The following is an 18,848-nucleotide window of genomic DNA, read 5'->3' as shown; positions in this document are numbered from 1 at the left end:
TCACACTACGGCCTTCAATCGCTCGGCTTGATCGCTGGCCACAAGCGCGTCGATCAGTTCCTGCAGTTCCCCCTCCAGAATCCTCGGGAGGCTGTGGAGCGTGAGTCCAATCCGGTGGTCAGTGACCCGACCCTGCGGAAAATTGTACGTGCGTATCCGTTCGCTCCGGTCTCCCGTCCCCACCTGCAGACGGCGCGTTTGCGAAATCTCTGCCGCCTGCTCCGCCGTGGCGGCCTCAAGCAGGCGAGCTCGCAACACCTTCATCGCCTTGGCGCGGTTCTTATGCTGCGACTTCTCATCCTGGCAGGACACCACCATCCCGGTCGGCAGGTGGGTGATCCGTACGGCCGAATCCGTCGTGTTTACGGACTGTCCTCCGGGGCCAGTTGAGCGAAAGACATCAATGCGAAGCTCCTTGGGATCAATCTGGACCTCCACATCCTCCGCCTCAGGGAGCACCGCAACGGTGACGGTAGAGGTGTGAATCCGGCCACTCGACTCAGTGACAGGAACCCGCTGCACCCGGTGGACTCCGCTCTCGAATTTCAGGCGGCTGTAGGCCCCGCGCCCCTCGATGCTCAGGATCGCCTCCTTCACCCCGCCAACCCCCGTCTGACTTGAAGACAGCATCTCCACCTTCCAGCCATGCAGCTCGGCGTAACGGCTGTACATTCTGACCAGTTCCGCAGCAAACAGCGCGGCTTCGTCGCCGCCGGCTCCGGCCCGTACCTCTAGAATGATGTCTTTCTCGTCGGCCGGATCACGTGGAAGCAACAGAAGCGTGAGTTCCCCCTCAAGCTTCTCCCGCTTGATGGCCAGCTCATCAAGCTCCGCCTCCGCCAACTCGCGCACGTCGTCGTCAGCCCCATCATGCAGCAGCGTCTTCGCCTCCTCCACGCTCCGCAGGAGCTTACGATACCGATGGTATGCCTCCACCACCGGCTCCAGTTCCGCATACGCCTTGGCCAGCCGCTGGAAGCGAGGCTGATCACTGATGACAGCCGGATCACTCATCTGCAGCAGGATCTCGGCAGATCGCTGCTCGATAGCGTTCAGACGCTCAAGCAATTGCAGCATCGACATCAGCTTCCCAACCGAGCGGCCTCCCGCTCAGGGGGCCGCCTCCTCCACCGGTGCTGCTGCAGGGAGTTCCACGGGGGCGGCCTCTGTGGCCGATTTATCCGCCTTCGGCTTCCTGGAATACTTCCGCCGGAACCGATCGACTCGCCCTTCGGTGTCGATCAGCTTCTGTCGACCGGTAAAGAGCGGGTGGCACTTGGAGCAGATCTCTACCCGGAGAGCGGGTACGGTGGACCGGGTATGGATCACCTCGCCGCACGCGCATGTGATCGTAGTCAGTTGATAATCAGGGTGAATGCCTGCCTTCATGGTTGTCCCTCCCAAGATATTCCGGATTTTTCAGTTACTTAGCCGCGAATTATTATACCCCTAAGACTGGGACCTCTCAATAAAAAATACAGCCCGTCGGAGGACGGGCTGATCGATTGTATCGGTCCTGGAGAAATCGCCTACGAATTCATCGCTCTCATAAAATCCTCGTTCGATTTGGCTTCCCTCAACTTCTCGAGAAGAAGTTCCATCGCCTCTACTACGCCCATCGTCTGGAGGACCTTGCGGAGAATCCACATCCGATTGAGTTCCTCCTGCGTAAGCAGGAGTTCCTCTTTCCGTGTGCCTGATCTGAAGATATCGATGGCCGGGAAGACCCGCTTATCCACCAACCGTCGATCCAGGACAAGTTCGCAGTTGCCGGTCCCTTTGAACTCCTCGAAGATGACGTCGTCCATTCGGCTGCCGGTGTCGATCAGGGCTGTGGCCATGATCGTGAGCGAACCGCCCTCTTCGATATTCCGCGCCGCCCCGAAGAACCGTTTAGGACGCTGCAACGCGTTGCTGTCCACGCCGCCGGAAAGCACCTTGCCGCTCGGCGGGACAATGGTGTTGTAGGCCCTTCCCAATCGTGTGATAGAATCCAGCAGGATCACCACATCCCGCTTGTGTTCCACCAACCGTTTGGCCTTCTCGATCACCATCTCGGCCACCTGGACGTGACGCGTAGCCGGCTCATCGAAGGTCGAGCTGACCACCTCTGCCTTTACAGAGCGCTGGAAGTCCGTCACCTCTTCCGGCCGCTCATCGATCAGGAGAACGATCAGGATCACCTCAGGGTGATTCTTGGTAATACTGTTGGCGATCTTTTGCAGGAGAATGGTCTTACCCGTCCTCGGCGGGGCAACGATCAGTCCGCGCTGTCCTTTACCGATCGGCGTGAGAAGGTCCATCACCCGCATGTTCAACTCGTCTTGCGTGGTCTCCAGCCGGATCCGTTGGTTCGGGAAGAGTGGAGTCAGGTTATCGAAGAGGATCTTGTCCTTGATCAGCTCCGGGTTTTCGAAGTTGACCGCCTCGACCTTCAGGAGAGCGAAGTAGCGCTCTCCTTCCTTGGGGGGTCTCACCTGTCCCGAAACGGTGTCGCCGGTCCTCAGGTCAAAGCGCCGAATCTGCGACGGCGAGACATAAATATCATCCGGCCCAGGCAGGTAATTATAGTCCGGCGCTCGAAGAAATCCGAACCCATCAGGCAGAACCTCAAGGACGCCCTCCGCGAAGATCAGTCCGCTCTTCTCGGTTTGTGCCTCAAGGATCTTAAAGATGAGCTCTTGCTTGCGGAGGCCACTGGCACCCACCACGTTCAGGGTCCTGGCAATGGAGCTCAGCTCAGAGATGGTCTTCTCTTTCAACTCTACGATATTCATCGAACCACCCCTTGGAAGCGCCGCCGCAATCTCCTTCACTTCTGACACACTGGACCGTCTGGTCGATTCAGACACTGATGGGGCCATCTACGCGAACTCCTCTTCCTTAAGTAAGACTGTTGACGATGAATCTACTTCGCGACCTTCACCCAATACTCACCTCTCCCTGTGACCAGTCTGCAATGTGATGCACGTAAATATTAGAAGCCGGTCACCAGGAATAAGGCCCCTGCCTGACACATGGGAAACAACGGTCTGAATCGGAAAGCAAGATGAGTTAGATCTTGGGCAGCGTCGGTCCCCCTCATACCTCGTTATCGTAATTCAGGGCCGACCGACAAACGACACTCTGAAGAAGTCATACCCTCAGCGAGATGGTCAAGCTAAACCTAGTGGAGCCTATGCACTTTGTCAAGCCTTTTTTCGAGGTCCAGTTCCCACTCGGTATGACTGCGCCAAATTCGATGCCGCTCATCACAGGCTGCCGAAGTCGCAGGCGAGCGCCTACAACACAGTCTGAGCGCACACCTGTTTCCATACCGCTTTCACCTGGCGCTCTGCCTCTTTAAGCGGTCCGTCATTCTCGATAACGTAGTGAACATGGCAACGCTTCTCGTGCTGCGGCATCTGCGATCGGATGCGCAGCAGCGCTTCACCTCGGCTGAGGCCCCTGGACCTGACCAGGCGATCGAGTTGAATCGCTTCGCTCGCCTCAACCAGGATCACCGCGTCACAGCGAGCGTGCCAACCGCTCTCAATCAGCAGCGCAGCGTTGACAAGACAGATAGATGTCCCAGAGACTTCAGCTTGCCGGATACGCCGTTCACACTCCTCAATGATGGCCGGGTGAAGGATCGCTTCCAATCGTCTGCGAGCCTCGTGATCGGCAAACACCATGGTACCCAGCCTCCGGCGATCAATCCGACCATCTGCTCCGACAATCTCGCGACCGAACGCTGAGGCGACCGCCTCGAAAAGAGGTTGGTCCGGCTCCACTAACTCATGCGCAACCTGATCCGCGTCGATGACCGTAGCGCCTAAGCGCTGAAACATCTCAGCAACCGTACTCTTACCAGAACAGATGCCCCCCGTCAGGCCCAGAACCATCATTCGTTCGGCATCCTGCTCATTAAGCATGGGCCTCAGCCCAACTCGTTCCAACCCCGAGGTCTACCTGCAGGAGAACGCGGAGCGTGGCCGCTCGCTCCATCTCTTCGGTGGCCGCTCGCTTGGCGACGTCCAACTCCGCTTCGGGCACCTCAAATAGCAACTCATCGTGGATCTGAAGAATCATTCTGGTTCCCAACCTTTCCGACCTCAGGCGTCGGAAGATGGCGATCATCGCGACCTTGATCAGATCTGCGGCCGATCCTTGAATCGGCGAGTTCACTGCCAACCGCTCCCCGAGTTGCCGAACCGCCTGGTCGGAGCTCTTGAGCTCCGGGATCGCCCGGCGACGTCCCCAGAGCGTCGTCACGAAGCCGAGTTCCCTGGCCTCGCGGATCGTTCGGTCAATAAAGGCCTTGACCCCGTGATAGATCTGAAAATAGCGGTCGATGTACAGGGCGGCTTCCTCCTGTGACGTATCGAGCTCCGAGGCCAGGCCAAAGGGACTCATCCCGTAGATGATGCCGAAGTTGATCACCTTTGCCCGTCGTCGCATCTCCGCCGTCACCGCCTCCGGCTGCACCGTGAAGATTTCGGCTGCAGTACTGCGATGCACATCAGCCCCTGCCGTGAAGGCCGCGATGAGCGCCTGATCCTGGGAAAGGTGCGCCAGGATCCGTAGCTCGATCTGGGAATAGTCGGCTGACAGGAGCCAATGACCCTCCGAGGCAACGAACGCCTGTCGGATCCGCCGCCCGATCTCGGTGCGAATTGGGATATTCTGGAGATTCGGCTCACTGGAACTCAGGCGTCCTGTGGCGGTCACCGTCTGATTGAATGATGTATGGATACGGCCACTCGTACGATCAGCAAGCCTGAGCAGCACATCAACATAGGTGGATTTCAGTTTCGTAAGGCTCCGATAATTGAGGACCTCCGCAGGGAGCTCGTGGGTCATGGCCAACCGCTGAAGTACCTCCACATTGGTGGAATAGCCGGTCTTGGTCCGCTTCAGCGGCGTGAGCTTCAGTCGCTGAAATAATACATCCGCCAACTGCTTCGGCGAATTAATGTTAAAGTGCTCGCCCGCCAGAGCGAAGATCCGTGACTCCAGCCTGCCGAGCTGGCTCTCCAACTCTTTACCCAGCTCACCGAGCTGGTCGATATCAACTCTGAACCCGACTTCCTCCATCGAGGCCAAGACCTCGATCAGCGGCATCTCGATCGTTTTAAACAGCGACAGCAGCCCTGACTGCTCAAGCCTCGGAAGCAACACATTTTTGAGTTGCCACGCAAGGTGAGCCTCTTCGGCTGCCCGCCTCATTGCCTCCTCCCGTCCGTCTCCTCTATCCTTGGTCCCCGGCTCCTCCTCGTACTTCATACCCAACTGCTCCAGCACCAAAGCCGCAAGGGAGTGATCCGATCGGTTAGGGTTCAGGAGATAGGAAGCCACCATGGTGTCAAAGGAGAGCCCGCCCAGGACGACGTCCTTCTTCCTGAAGGTGGCTATGATCCGCTTGAGGTCGTGGCCGATCTTCGCGGGTTTCTCGCCGGCCAAGACAGGATGCAGGCGCTCAAAATAAGAGCCGGTCATCGCACTGGGAAAGCAACAGAGGGCGACATCAGGCTCTTTACAGAAGGCAAGGCCATAGAGCTCGCCGTCACCTGAGTCGCTACCATTACGCGCAACAGCGATAGCCACGCTATCGGAATCCAGGAGTTCCTTGACGGTCTCTCCGATCTCCTCCTCGCGATCAATAACGACCATGCGGAGCGAGCTGCGCGAGGTCACGGGGGTAAATGCCCGCTGGAGTCCCGTGAAACCTAACTCCCGAAAGAGGGCCTGGAGAGCGACGTTATCAGGCTCACGTAGCGCAACCTGTCCCAGATCCACACTCACCTGGAGATCCGTCCTGAGACGGGCCAGATCCCGACTGAGACGAGCTTGCTCGACCTGGCTTCTCAGAATCTCCCGAACCTTCGCGGACTTGATCTCATGCAGGCGAGTGATCATCCCTTCGATGCTCCCGAATTGCTGGATAAGGCTCCTGGCGGTCTTCTCCCCGATCCCGCGCACGCCAGGGATGTTGTCGATCGGATCGCCCATCAACCCCATCACCTCCACCACCTGACCAGGGGGCACGCCGAAGCGCTCCAGGACCTCCGATTCGCCGTAGACCTTCTCCTTCATCGAATCATAGACCCGGATCTCGGGTCCAATGAGTTGGAGCATGTCCTTATCGCCCGTGACAATGGTCACGTGAAAGTCCTGCGCCTCGGCCTGCCTTGCCAGCGAGCCGATCAGATCATCCGCCTCTTGTCCCTGTTGCATCAGAAGCGGGATTCGCATCGCCTCCACCACCCGATGGATATAAGGAATTTGACGACTCAGATCGTCCGGCATCTGCGCGCGATTCGCCTTATAGTCGGCGTATCGCTCATGCCGTTCGGTCGGTCCTGCAGTATCAAAGACCACGACCAGGGCCTCCGGACGCTCATCCCGAATAATCTTCAGGAGCATGTTGATGAAACCGTATACGGCTCCGGTCGGAATCCCCTCGCTGTTACTGAGGGGTGGAAGCGCATGGTAGGCCCGAAACAGGTAGGAACTTCCGTCGATAAGATATAGCGATCTGCCTGCCATGGGTTAGCGTCCTCGGAGAATAGCGATCAACGGTCAGTGCTAAAAGCAGGTATTTAGGCTGAAGGCTGAAGAGTCCTCAAAACCTTCTATCTACCTTCAGCCTCTACGCCTGTGGCAGGACAGATCAGCCAAAAAGACTCTTGACCTTCTCAAAGAAGCCTTTGACGAGAGGGCTCCCGTCTCCATTCTCCAGGGCGGCGTAGGCTTCGAGTAACTCACGCTGCTGCGTGGTCAGCCGCCTGGGTACCTCAACGACAATCCTGACTACGAGGTCTCCTAGGCCATGGCCGCGTACGCTTGACACGCCCTTCCCCCGGATGCGGAACTCAGCGCCGGATTGAGTCCCAGAGGGAATCTTGAGCTTCGCCATCCCGAAAAAGCTCGGGATCTCCAACTCGGCCCCCAAGGCTGCCTGGACAAAGCTGACGGGGACCTCACAGTAGAGGTCGTCGCCCTGTCGTGAGAAGAGTGGGTGCTCCTTTACGGTGATGACGACATACAGATCGCCCCGATCCCCCCAATGGGGACCGGCCTCGCCCTCGCCTTGAAGCTTCAAGCGCATCCCCGTTTCCACGCCGGCAGGAATCTTCACCGTGAGGGACCGATCGGACCTGGATCGCCCCGTGCCTCGACAGTCGCGGCATCGATGCTCGATGACACGCCCCTCGCCTCGGCAGGCCGAGCAGGTCTGGCTGATCGTGAGAAAGCCTTGCGAGTACCGAACCTGGCCGCTTCCGCGGCAGGAACGACAGGCGGTTGGGGATGTCCCGGGTTTTGCGCCGCTTCCCTTGCAGGCGCCACAGGGCTCCAGCCGGGGGATAGTGATCTCTTTTTCTACTCCGAGGATCGCTTCCTCAAGGCTGATCTCAAGGTTGTAGCGCAGATCGGCGCCCCGGGAGGTAGCCCGCCGGGTAGACCCTCCGAAAAATCCCTCAAAGAGATTCTCAAAAACGGACCCAAACCCGGCATCGCCGAATCCCCCGAATCCAGCTCCTTCGCCGGCAACCCCGAACCGGTCATAGGTTGCCCGCTTCTCGGGATTATTCAGGATCTCATAGGCCTCCGTAGCCTCCTTGAACTGCTCTTCCGACGCCTTATCGCCGGCATTCTTGTCCGGGTGATACTTATGGGCCAACCGACGGTAGGCTCGCTTGATCTCTTCGGGAGCGGCTTCCCGATCCACCCCCAGCACCTCATAGTAATCGCGCTTGCTCATGGCTTACACGTTCCGGGTTTCGGGTTCATCCTCATCGGCACTCGACACTCGAAACTCAGAACTCGAAACTCTCGTCTTGGAGACCTTCACCATCGCCGGCCGCAGCAAACGTCCTTCCAGAAGGTACCCTTTCCGGACCTCCTCGATCGCAATGTTGTCTCGGCCATCAGTCGACTCCACCTGAGCCACAGCCTGATGGAAGTTCGGATCGAACTCATGCCCCAACGCCTCGATGGACTTCACCCCTGCCTTCTCCAATGTTGCCTGAAAAAGCCGACGAATGACATCAAGACCCTCGGCGACACCTTGAGCGTCTATTCCCGACCTGGTCGTGACGACAGCATGCTCCAGACTGTCTACGACAGGCAGCAATTCCAAGAGTAGCCCTTCATTCGCAAACCTTACGAACTCGCCCCGCTCGCGGGCCGCTCGCTTCTTGTAGTTCTCAAACTCCGCTTGCAAGCGAAGGAGGCGGTCGTTGAGCGACTCTATCTCAGCAGTCTTTTCCTTGAGGCCGGCCTGTAGCGTGCTGATCGTCGACTCTAACTCGGTCGCAGGGGCAACAGAACCCTCCTGGGCGTTGTCGCTTGTCAATGTTTTAGCTTCTTCGCTTTCTTGATCCATTATTCGATCGGTTCCCATTCATTCATCCGCAGACCCATCAGATCAATCCGTCTGGCTCCACAGCCCACCATCGCTCTTGATAACAGACTACACATCGGCCTCTGTGAGGAGCTTGCTGACGAGCCTGGCAGTGCAATCGACGAGGGCTACCATCCGGTCGTAGGCGATCCGTTTCGGTCCCACAATTCCGAGCACGCCAACAACATGATCCCCGCTTTTGTACGGCGAGGCAATCAGGCTGAGCTCGCGCAGCTCTCGTATTTCGCTTTCGCGGCCGATGATAATCCTTAATCCCTCCTGGGTCAGGCATTGATCAAGAATCATCACCAGCTTTGATTTTTCCTCAAAGGCCGCGAAGATATTCTTCATCTTTTTAACGTCGGCGAACTCCGGCTGATGAGCGATGTTGGCCGCCCCTCCAATATAGATGTGCTCTTCTTCACCCTCCAGCGTCTTGTTGCTGAGTTCCAGAGCGCGCTGCATTAGACGGTTAAATTCATCGCGTTCCTCGGCCATCCGGGCAATGATTCTCTTCCTCACCTCATGAAGGGTCACCCCGCCCAACACACTGTTCAGATAGTTAGAGATCCGATCCAGCTCCGGCTGCTCGATCAGCTCATCGATAGCGATGACCTTCTGCTGTACGAGCCCGGAATCAGCCATAAGGACCACCAGGATCCGCTCCCGGTTGAGGTGAACAAAGTTAATGCGTCGCCAGGTGTTTTGAGCAAACTTTGGCGCAAGGACCACGGAAGCGTATCGTGATAGATCGGAGAGGATTCGGCTGACCCCCTGCACCAATTCCTCAGCCTCACCTCGGCTCGGACGGATCCCTTGCTCGATTCGGCTCTCCTCGACCTTCGACAACTTCGGGCGCTGCATAAGGCTATCAACATAGAAGCGGTATCCGGAATCGGTAGGGATCCTGCCGGCCGAAGCGTGCGGTTGAGAGAGATAGCCCACTTCCTCCAGATCGGCCATCACATTGCGGATGGTGGCAGGGCTGAGGTGGTCCAGATGGCGTCTGGCGATACTCCGGGATCCTACAGGCTCGCCGGAGGTGATATAGTCATGGATAATGACCCTCAGGATCTCACGCTCCCTTGGGGTAAGTTCATACGCCCGCATCAGTTCCTCAATCCCCTTCCCTTACCATTCTTTCAACGCTTGGCACTCCGCTGACAAGAATACCAAGGTACCAAAAAAATCGTAAGAAAAATGGCTACTATTGTCAAGCGGATTTGCCGTTGGTCGCACGCTGGAGAATACGCTCTGGAATCAGAGGAGCTGGACAATCAGCTCATTGGCCACGAGGAGTCCCCGTTCTGTGATCTGCACCCGCCCCCCCTGCAGGCGGAGAAACCCATCATCCAAGAGACGGACAACCCGATCAGATGCAGAGAGATCTTCCACGCCAAGTACGTCCTTGAATGTCTCTACGTCCAGTCCGGCCCGGAGTCGAAGTCCCAGCATCAGACGCTCGGATCGCAGCATCTCAGCGGAAAGCTGTTCGCCGCCGGCCACGGCTGTCCCACGCTCGGCGATCGCGCCCATGTAGCTGGCAGGCAGCAACTCGTTAAAAAACCGACGCCCGGCAAGATATGAGTACGCTCCCGCCCCAATACCGAGGTACTCCTGGTGTTGCCAGTAGACCAGATTATGGCGACAACGGAAGCCTGGGCGCGCAAAGTTTGAGATCTCGTAATGCTCGAAGTCGGCGGCACGCAACCTGTCCACGGCCATCCGGTACATCACCGCCTCCGTCTCTTCGTCGGGTAGCCCGATCTCCCCTTGACGATGCGCCTGGTGGAGAGGCGTCCCTTCTTCGAGGATCAGCCCGTATGCAGAGACGTGTTCAGGGCCTACGCTGATGGCCCAGTCAAGGGTCTCCGACCAGTCACCCGTGCTCTGACCGGGCAGGCCGAACATCAGGTCCAGATTGATGTTGCTGAAACCGGTCTCACGCATCAACCAAAAGGCCCGTTCAGCCTCGGAGATTGTATGGGCGCGACCGATCCGATGGAGCAGTCGGTCCTGAACAGCTTGGACCCCTACACTCAGACGGGTCACCCCGCCCTCCCACAGTGTACGAAGTTTCGAAAGGTCCACCGTCCCCGGATTGACCTCGAGGCTGACCTCTGCGCCGTCCTCGAGGGTGAAGGCGGCCCGACAGTGATCGAGAATGCCGATGAGCTGCGATGCGTGAAGTATTGAGGGCGTCCCGCCGCCGAAGAAGACGGAGCAGATCTGCCGGTCCCGGATCGCCATAGCGGAGGCGCGAAGTGTAATCTCTTGCGCCAGCCCCTCCAGATACTGCTCTACGGCAGCCGCATCGATGCGATAGGTATTGAAATCGCAATAATGACAGCGTGACAGGCAATAGGGGATATGGATGTACAATCCAAACCCACTCCTCATCGCACCAACATCCCGATTCGCTCCCAGCGGGGCCTGAAGTGCTCGTGATCCCACGACCAGTAGATAATAAAGGCTTTCCCCCTGATCTTCTTCATGTCAAGAAAGCCCCAGAATCTGCTATCCATGCTGTAGTCCCGGTTGTCGCCCATCATGAAGAGTTGACCAGGCCCGACCACGACCGGGCCAAAATTGTCTCGGAGCGAACCCGGATTATCGAGGAGGACAGGATCCGAATGGACCGCGTACGGCTCAGTAACAGGTTTATCATTAATGTAGACCTGTTTATCTCGAACCTCCAGCTTCTCACCCGGCAGGGCGACTACTCGCTTAATAAAGTCCCTCCCCTCATCCTGGGGATACTTGAACACGATAATGTCACCGCGCTGCGGCTCGGTAAACCAGAACTGGAACTTATTGACCAGGATATGATCGCCGACCTGCAGCGTCTGGAGCATCGATCCGGAGGGAATTTTGAAGGCCTGAACGACAAAGGTCCTGATCACCAGCGCCAGGAGAACGGCAATGATGATGGCCTCGGCATACTGGCGAACAACCGACTTCTCCGACTTCGCGCCTGACTTCGAGGTCCGGTCCTGGTCCTCCTTTATCGTCTCGTCCATCATCTCCCGCTTCATGGGCTTTTCACCTTCAGCACCGCCATGAAGGCCTCCTGTGGGATCTCGACCCTGCCTACCTGCTTCATCCTGCGCTTCCCCTCCTTCTGACGCTCAAGCAGCTTTCGCTTACGGGTGATGTCTCCGCCATAGCATTTGGCCGTCACGTTTTTGCGCAGAGGGCGCACGCTGTCCCGCGCGATGACCTTGCCGCCTAGCGCAGCCTGAATGACTACCTCGAAGAGCTGCCTGGGGATCAGCTCTCGCATCCGCTCCACCAGCATTCGGCCCCTCAGATATGCCTGCTCCCTCGGGACGATGCAGGAGAGTGCGTCAACCGGCTCATCGTTCACCAGGATATCCAGCTTTGCCAGGTGACCCTCCCGATAATCGAGGAATTCGTAGTCCAGGGAGGCGTAGCCACGTGTTGCCGACTTCAGCCGATCGTAAAAATCCATGACGATCTCGTTGAGCGGCAGGTCGTAGGTAATGAGAACTCGACCACCCTCCATATACTCGACACCGCACTGAATCCCACGCTTCTCCTGGCAGAGCCCAAAGATTTGGCCGACATACTCACCCGGCGCCATGATAGAGGCCTTGATGTATGGCTCCTCAACCCGTTCGATCTGCTGCTGGAGAGGAAGATCGCTGGGATTATCTATCTCAACCACGGATCCGTCCCTCTTGGCCACCCGGTAGACTACGGTCGGAGCGGTGGTAATCAGCGTCAAGCCGAACTCACGCTCCAACCGCTCCTGGATGATCTCCATGTGGAGTAAGCCGAGAAAACCGCATCGGAAACCGAAGCCGAGGGCCAGCGAGGTCTCCGGCTCAAAGCTAAAGGAAAAATCGTTAAGGCGGAGCTTCTCCAGCGCTTCCTTCAACTCCAGGTACTGCTCGCTCTCGGTCGGATACAGACCGGCAAACACCATGGGCCGGACCTCTTTGAAGCCAGGCAGGGGCCTGATTGCAGGTCTATCTTCGGCCGTAATGGTGTCCCCTACCCTGGTGTGACGTACGTCCTTGATCCCGGCAATGATGTATCCAACCTCTCCGGCTGACAGGAGATCGACGGGACGCATCTGAGGGGTGAAGACACCGACCTGTAATACCTCGAACGCAGCGCCGGTGGACATCAGGGATATCCGCATCCTGGGACGCACAACGCCTTCGTACAACCGGACATACACGATCACACCTTGATACGGGTCGAATGAGGAGTCGAAGATCAGCGCCTTCAGCGGAGCGTCTGCGGACCCACCGGGAGGCGGAATTCGCTTGATGACCGCTTCGATCACCTCCTCAGTGCCGATCCCCTGTTTGGCGCTGCACAGGATCGCCTCCGAGGCATCGATGGCCAGGGTCTCCTCTATCTGCGCCTTCACCCGTGCAATATCGGCGTTCGGCAGGTCAATTTTATTGATGACCGGGATGATGGCCAGGTCATGCTCCATGGCGAGGTGAACATTGGCGAGCGTCTGTGCCTCTACTCCCTGGACGGCATCGATCACGAGCAGCGCGCCCTCGCACGCGCAGAGGCTCCGCGAGACCTCGTAGCTAAAGTCCACATGGCCGGGAGTGTCGATCAGGTTCAGAATATACTCTTGCCCGCCCGGCGGCTTGTAGTGGAGACGAACGGCCTTCGCCTTGATGGTAATACCCCGTTCCCGCTCGAGATCCATATGGTCCAGGACTTGGGCCTCCATCTCACGAGGCTGCAGCGCCCCGGTGGCCTCCAGAATCCGATCGGCCAGGGTTGACTTTCCATGATCGATGTGGGCAATGATGGAGAAGTTGCGGATCTGTTTCAGGTTGATCGCCATACCAAAATAGGTGTTTAGGCTGAAGGCTTTTAGGATACTTGGACCTTCAGTCTATTGACCTTCAGCCTTTTTTCAGCAGTTCAAAAGCGAAGCAACATGGTAAGAGCGCCCGGAGGCCAACTATATCCCAAATCACCAGTCTCGATCTCCGACAAAGTCGACCATCAGGGCAAGCGAGCGCTTGGCAGCCGAATCCGGAAAGCTGCTGAGGGATGTCTTGGCTTTCTTCAGGTAGGTACGAACGAGGTCCATCGTGGCCGACACGGCGCTGTACCGTTCCACTATCGCCTTCACCTCTGCCAGATCAGACTCTCCGATGGCCTCCTGCGCGGCCAACTCTCTGATCCTGCCCTGATCGGCCTCCGAGCCTGCCCGCATCACATGGAGCACCGGAAAGGTCACCTTCCCTTCCTTGAAATCGTTTCCCACAGGCTTGCCCAGTCGGTCCTCCTCGGCGACAAAGTCCAGCGCGTCATCGACCAACTGGAACCCGATCCCCACATTCAGGCCGAACTCGGTCAACGCAGCCACCTCATCCGCGTGCCTGCCGGCGATCAGAGCGCCGGTCCTGCAGGCAACCGAGATCAGGGCAGCGGTCTTTGACGTGATGATGTCCAGATACTCATGATAGGTGAGGTCGAGGTTCCCGGCCATCTGGACCTCGCGTACCTGGCCCTCAATCATCCGAACCGTCGCGTCGGCAAACGCCCGCATGACAGCCAGGTCGCCATCTATCACCAGCATCTGAAGCGATCTGGCATACAGGAAATCACCCGCCAGCACGGAGATCTGAGAACCCCAGGTGCTGTTCGCCGACGGGAGTCCGCGGCGCTTGTCGGCGCGATCAATGATATCATCATGGATAAGCGTGGCAGCGTGCATGTACTCGGCCACCACCGCAAGATCGATGTTGCGCGAGCCGCCATCATAGCCGCAGAGCTTTGCCGAGAGCAACAGCAACGCAGGCCGGACCCGTTTGCCGCCGCTCTTGAGCACATACCGGATGATCTCGGAGATCAACTCCACATCGCCGCTGATGTCTTGGAGCAACCGCTCTTCGACCAGGGCGAGTTCAAGAGCCACAGGGGAAAGAATCGTCTCGGCAATCACACGCGCGCCTCTACGCCAATCAGACCTATCTCACGAACCGTCACGATTAGAGTATAGGACATACCCCCCTCGCCTGTCCAAGGGGAAAATGTCCGGGACCTGTCGCAAGCGAGTCTCTGCGGCGGTCTTGGCGACAATGAGAAGCCGCCCATACGAGGCGGCAAGACGCTGAAACCCTGCTTCCTCGCCCCTTCTGATCAGCGCGACTTGTCGTTCCGAGTAAAACACAAGGCTGGGCGCGTTCAGGTCATAAGCCACCAAGAGATCACCGGGGCGAAGCTCTTGCCTGGCAACAAGGGCGAAGTCGTGGAGGGACTTCTGGAGACTCGCATGGACGACCGGGGCAACCCGATGGACGGCCGTCGCAATGCTCAGGACCATCGTGACGGCCATCGAGGCCACTGCCACATTCCCCTGTCCGCTTCGCCTGGCTGCGACCGCAAGGGCAAGTCCAGCCAAGAGGAGGACGGCCAACACGTACGGCGCAAGCCCCAAGTCAAATGGGGGAATGTCCGGCGCCTCGCGGAGACGGATGCGATCGGCAAGCGATGGCATGAAGAAGAGGATCACGGCAAGCGAACAGGCCATCCCACCCACGAGCCAGTCGCATGCCTTCGTCCACCTCCCCCCCTGCTGTCGCTCATCGAGGACGGCTTCTCCCGCAGCCCCTGCCAGCAGGGCGAGCGCAGGAAAAGCGGGGAAAATATACGAGGGGAGTTTCGTGCGTGAGAACGAGAAAAAAAGCACGACAACGCCACACCAGACCCATGAAAAGAGCAACAGCTCCTGCCGTCCGGTCAGTTCAGTACGCAATCGGCTTCGGATAGTCCAGAGCTGGCCAAAGGCATTGGGCAGTATCCCGCTCCACGGGAAAAAGCCGAGGATGACCACCGGGAAGAAATACAGGAGGCCCCCGACATGGCCCGACACCACGCCCAGGTAGCGGTTCAGGTGGTGCTGCACAAAGAATCCTTGAGCAAACGCCCATCCATTCTCGCGCAGGACCAAGACGTACCAGGGCAGGGCGATCACGGTGACCAGAACAAGACCGCTGAGCAACCGAAGCCTGGAAAGGGTCGCTCGCGCCCTTCTGCGAATAATCAGAAACAGGCCGACGACTAACCCAGGGAGCAGCAGACCTATCGGGCCCTTCGCGAGAACGGCGAGCGCCATAGCCAGATATCCAACAAAGAGGAAACCCTCGTGCGTCTTGTCTGTGGCCAGATAGACATCGAAAAAACAGAAGAGTGTCCAGGTCATGCAAAAGACGAGCGTCATATCGGTGACCGCCGCCCGCGCCAGGGCGACGGTCCCGATGTTCGCGGCAAAGGCCAGAGCGGCAATACATGCGCCCCGGCGGCCAAGCCGTTGCCGTCCGAACAGGTAGATCGACAGCGTCAGGCCGGTCGCGAAGACAGCAGACCAGAAGCGGGCCGCATACTCGCCGATCCCGAAGCCTTTGTAAGCCAGCGCGATCAGCCAGTAGATCAAGATCGGTTTATCGAAGCGGGGCTGGAAATTAAAGTGGGGTGTGATCCAGTCTCCCGAGATCAGCATCTCTCGCGCCGCCTCGGCGTAGGCCGGCTCATCAGCGTCAAACAGGGAGAGCGAATCCAGGCGATAAAAGAAGAGGAGAAATCCCACACCAAGCAGGAGGGTCGTCACCGCGACCTCTCGAACCCATCGGGGGGCGCTGGTGACGGCAGGTGCCGCCTTCTCAGGTACGCCCATGCACAGGGGAAAAAACCGAAAACCGACAGGTGATCCAACCTGCCAGAAGCCCGATAGCGGCCCCGGCCACAACATCAGAAGGAAAATGCCTGGCGAGATAGACCCTGGAGAGGGCGACCAGGCCGGCCAGTCCATAGAAGAGGAACGCATACCTGGGATAGGCGCGGGAGAGGACAAATGCCAGGGCAAAGGCGGTTACCGAATGGCCGGAAGGGAAAGAAATGAAGCCGGAGCCCTTCCCCAGACAAGGAAAATCTACGAAAAACTGGCCCGACTTTTCAGCCAGAGGACGGGACCGACAAAACAGGTTTTTTAAGATCTGGGCAGAAAGACTCCCGACGATCACCGCAAGCAATCCGAGTCTACCCACGACAGCCTCTCGAGGCCTTCCGGCCTTCAGGCCGACAACCAAGAGGGCGCCGGCAATAGCGGCGTCCGTCAGGCCGGATCCCATAATCGTAATTGCACTCGCTACCTTCCACCCCCATTCACTCTGCACCGACGGGATGAAGGTCGCTACCGACCCGTCGATATACAACACAAGGAAAGGCACTACAACAAATAACGCGGCGGCATAACCCAACACCTTGCTGTCGAACAATCGAGCGAGAGGCTCGGGAGGTCTCGAGCGATCTTGCAACCTTGACTGCATCCTGTCTATCCTTTCACAGCAAATCGCGCTTCTTGGCCTCGAACTCTTCCTTCCCGATCTCGCCTCGGGCATACCGCTTCTTGAGGATCTCTATAGCCGACTCCTCCGGACGCTGGACGGAGCGGATCCCGGAACCGGCCTGCCAGAGCCAGCGAACCGTGAGCACCAGCGCCAACAGGATGAGCAGCCAGAAGGCCGTCAGCATGACCATCCAGAGGATGCCCCATCCCCAGAACCAGGAGTCATGGCCCATTTCCTCCCACCGCATCATCATCGTGGCGCGCTCGGTTCCACCCGCCGCTCTAACCCCCGTAGGCGAATAGCCTCTCCCAAGGCGACAAGGTGATCCCCGGCCTCAATCTTTTCATCTGTGGAGGGGTTAAAAATCATGCCACCAGACGCCCGCTTGATCGCCACCACAATCGCACCCGGCTCCTGGCACAGCCCGGAGTCGCGCAGCGTGACTCCCTCACAGGGAGACCCCGCCGGCACCACAATTTCCTCAAGCTGCAACTCCAGGCTTTGATAGTGCGTGGCCAACTCGATGATATCCACTACGGCAGGACGGAGGGCCGCCTGGGCCATGCGGTGTCCCCCCATTGCGTAGGGCGAGATCACCTTGTCAGCCCCCGCGTGGGCGAGCGTCCTTTCGCTCCGCTCTGTCTCGGCCCTGGCCACCACAAAGATGGAGGGGTTGAGATCCTTGGCCGTGAGGATCACAAAGACATTATCCGCATCAACCGGCAGGGTGGCAAAGAGACCTTTGGCCTTCATCACCCCGGCAGCCAGGAGGGCCTTCTCATCGGTGGCATCCCCCTTGAGTAGCAGGTGGCCCGCCTCCTCCACCTTACGGACCCGCTCTTCCTTCCGCTCAATGACCACGAATGGAACAGGCTTTGACGCCAACTCGCGGCAGACCACCTCCCCGATGCGACCATAGCCGCATACAAGATAGTGCTTTGCCAAAGCGGCGATTCTCTTCTCCATCCTCTTCCTCCCGAAGAACTGCTGGAATTCCCCCTCCACGATTTTTGCGGTAACAGTTCCTGCTGTGTAGAGAACTACTCCCAGGCCGGCGAACAGGAGCCCGATCGTGAAGATCATGCCGGCCGGACTTAAAGGTCTTACCTCGCGAAACCCCACCGTTGAGATGGTGATAATCGTCATATAGAAGGCTTCAAGCCATGTGTACCCCTCAAGGAAGTGATACCCTGCGATCCCTATGATCACGACCGCCGCAAGGAACAGCCCAGCAACCCCTAGCCTTGCCAAAGGAGATATCCCTCTGTCACCAAGATGACATTCAGGGCTCGATCTTGGAGCCTAACACGTCCAGGAACTTGCGCATCCATTCGGGATGGCCGGGCCAGGCTGCGGCAGTGACCAAGTTGCCATCCACATACGCATTGGAGAAGGTGGCATTCACCTCTTCCCACTTGGCGCCGGCCCGGATCAATTCGGGCTTCACGGCCGGATAGGAGGTACAGCGCCTGCCCTCTACAACGCCGGCCGCCGTCAAGAGTTGCTGTCCATGACAAATGGAGGCAATCGGTTTGTTTTCCTTCGCAAAGTGGCGCACAAGATCAAGCACCTTCTCGTCCAGGCGAAGGTACTCCGGAGAGCGTCCTCCCGGAATGACCAGGGCGTCGTAATTCTTGGGTCTGATCTTGGCGAAGGTGGCGTTGAGGGCAAAGTTGTGACCCCGCTTCTCGCTGTATGTCTGGTCTCCCTCGAAGTCGTGAACGGCTGTCCGCACAGTGTCGCCGGCCTTCTTGCCGGGACAGACCGTATGCACCGTATGCCCGACCATGGTCAACATCTGAAAGGGGACCATCGCCTCGTAGTCCTCAACAAAATCTCCCACGAGCATCAGAATCTTTTTTACCGCCATCGCGTACCTCCTTCCAGCTCCAGCCCACACGGTACAGCGAGCAGCCCCGTAACCCGTGGATATATGCTAGGGCGAGGCTATCAAAGCGACTCTCACTCCGCAAGCAGATTTCACGAGCGTCATCAAGCAGGGCATACGCATGATATCAACGTGGTAAGGATGCAGATCCGGAACTCTGGGTCCTTCATTTCGCCGCGCAGATACTGCTTCAGGGTCGTGCCACGCCCACCTGCCTTCT

General features: G+C 58.2%; 16 protein-coding genes and 1 pseudogene. All 17 read right to left on the bottom strand.

Annotated features, from left to right (window positions below; translation table 11 throughout):
- The 17 genes and pseudogenes from prfA to PHV01_RS00080 all read right to left on the bottom strand — a co-directional run bounded on the left by prfA (nucleotide 1) and on the right by PHV01_RS00080 (nucleotide 18,610).
- Nucleotides 1-1,068, bottom strand: a complete 1,068-nt coding sequence (gene prfA, locus PHV01_RS00160) for a peptide chain release factor 1 (RefSeq protein ID WP_337289296.1) — start codon at nucleotides 1,066-1,068, stop codon at nucleotides 1-3.
- 129 nt (nucleotides 1,069-1,197) lie between these two features.
- Nucleotides 1,198-1,389: pseudogene (gene rpmE / locus PHV01_RS00155) on the bottom strand (50S ribosomal protein L31); the annotation flags it as partial.
- A gap of 140 nt (nucleotides 1,390-1,529) precedes the next feature.
- Nucleotides 1,530-2,777 carry a transcription termination factor Rho gene (rho, locus tag PHV01_RS00150; protein ID WP_337289295.1) on the bottom strand — a complete coding sequence of 416 codons (1,248 nt, stop codon included), beginning with the start codon at nucleotides 2,775-2,777 and terminating at the stop codon, nucleotides 1,530-1,532.
- A 504-nt stretch (nucleotides 2,778-3,281) separates the two neighbouring features.
- Nucleotides 3,282-3,914 carry a dephospho-CoA kinase gene (gene coaE, locus PHV01_RS00145; protein ID WP_337289113.1) on the bottom strand — a complete coding sequence of 211 codons (633 nt, stop codon included), beginning with the start codon at nucleotides 3,912-3,914 and terminating at the stop codon, nucleotides 3,282-3,284.
- On the bottom strand, nucleotides 3,907-6,528 hold the full coding sequence (gene polA, locus PHV01_RS00140; protein WP_337289112.1) for a DNA polymerase I: 2,622 nt from the start codon (nucleotides 6,526-6,528) through the stop codon (nucleotides 3,907-3,909). Before polA ends, coaE begins: the two co-directional genes overlap by 8 nt.
- Before the next feature lie 124 nt (nucleotides 6,529-6,652).
- Nucleotides 6,653-7,744 (bottom strand): molecular chaperone DnaJ, encoded by a 1,092-nt coding sequence (gene dnaJ, locus PHV01_RS00135; protein WP_337289111.1) that lies wholly within the window; start codon nucleotides 7,742-7,744, stop codon nucleotides 6,653-6,655.
- Nucleotides 7,745-7,747: 3 nt separating this feature from the next.
- Nucleotides 7,748-8,368, bottom strand: coding sequence for a nucleotide exchange factor GrpE (gene grpE, locus PHV01_RS00130; RefSeq protein ID WP_337289110.1), 621 nt, complete (start codon nucleotides 8,366-8,368; stop codon nucleotides 7,748-7,750).
- An 87-nt stretch (nucleotides 8,369-8,455) separates the two neighbouring features.
- Entirely contained in the window at nucleotides 8,456-9,496 is a 1,041-nt protein-coding gene (gene hrcA, locus PHV01_RS00125) for a heat-inducible transcriptional repressor HrcA (RefSeq protein WP_337289109.1), read from the bottom strand.
- 150 nt (nucleotides 9,497-9,646) lie between these two features.
- Nucleotides 9,647-10,786 (bottom strand): radical SAM family heme chaperone HemW, encoded by a 1,140-nt coding sequence (hemW, locus tag PHV01_RS00120; protein WP_337289108.1) that lies wholly within the window; start codon nucleotides 10,784-10,786, stop codon nucleotides 9,647-9,649.
- Nucleotides 10,783-11,421, bottom strand: a complete 639-nt coding sequence (gene lepB / locus PHV01_RS00115) for a signal peptidase I (RefSeq protein ID WP_337289107.1) — start codon at nucleotides 11,419-11,421, stop codon at nucleotides 10,783-10,785. The genes hemW and lepB overlap by 4 nt, the downstream gene beginning before the upstream one ends.
- Nucleotides 11,418-13,226 carry a translation elongation factor 4 gene (gene lepA / locus PHV01_RS00110; RefSeq protein WP_337289106.1) on the bottom strand — a complete coding sequence of 603 codons (1,809 nt, stop codon included), beginning with the start codon at nucleotides 13,224-13,226 and terminating at the stop codon, nucleotides 11,418-11,420. The genes lepB and lepA overlap by 4 nt, the downstream gene beginning before the upstream one ends.
- Before the next feature lie 132 nt (nucleotides 13,227-13,358).
- Nucleotides 13,359-14,336, bottom strand: a complete 978-nt coding sequence (locus PHV01_RS00105) for a polyprenyl synthetase family protein (RefSeq protein ID WP_337289105.1) — start codon at nucleotides 14,334-14,336, stop codon at nucleotides 13,359-13,361.
- A 30-nt stretch (nucleotides 14,337-14,366) separates the two neighbouring features.
- Nucleotides 14,367-16,067 (bottom strand): glycosyltransferase family 39 protein, encoded by a 1,701-nt coding sequence (locus tag PHV01_RS00100; RefSeq protein ID WP_337289104.1) that lies wholly within the window; start codon nucleotides 16,065-16,067, stop codon nucleotides 14,367-14,369.
- Complete coding sequence (locus PHV01_RS00095) at nucleotides 16,054-16,719, bottom strand: phosphatase PAP2 family protein (protein ID WP_337289103.1); 666 nt, start codon at nucleotides 16,717-16,719, stop codon at nucleotides 16,054-16,056. The genes PHV01_RS00100 and PHV01_RS00095 overlap by 14 nt, the downstream gene beginning before the upstream one ends.
- A gap of 13 nt (nucleotides 16,720-16,732) precedes the next feature.
- Nucleotides 16,733-16,993 (bottom strand): SHOCT domain-containing protein, encoded by a 261-nt coding sequence (locus PHV01_RS00090; RefSeq protein ID WP_337289102.1) that lies wholly within the window; start codon nucleotides 16,991-16,993, stop codon nucleotides 16,733-16,735.
- Entirely contained in the window at nucleotides 16,990-17,991 is a 1,002-nt protein-coding gene (locus tag PHV01_RS00085) for a potassium channel protein (protein ID WP_337289101.1), read from the bottom strand. Before PHV01_RS00085 ends, PHV01_RS00090 begins: the two co-directional genes overlap by 4 nt.
- Nucleotides 17,992-18,022: 31 nt before the next feature.
- Complete coding sequence (locus PHV01_RS00080; protein ID WP_337289100.1) at nucleotides 18,023-18,610, bottom strand: DJ-1/PfpI family protein; 588 nt, start codon at nucleotides 18,608-18,610, stop codon at nucleotides 18,023-18,025.
- Nucleotides 18,611-18,848: the final 238 nt, after the last annotated feature.

The organism is Candidatus Methylomirabilis sp., from assembly GCF_028716865.1.
Lineage (GTDB): Bacteria > Methylomirabilota > Methylomirabilia > Methylomirabilales > Methylomirabilaceae > Methylomirabilis.
Note: the sequence above shows the minus strand (reverse complement) of the source record. Positions and strands in the feature narration are given on the sequence as shown.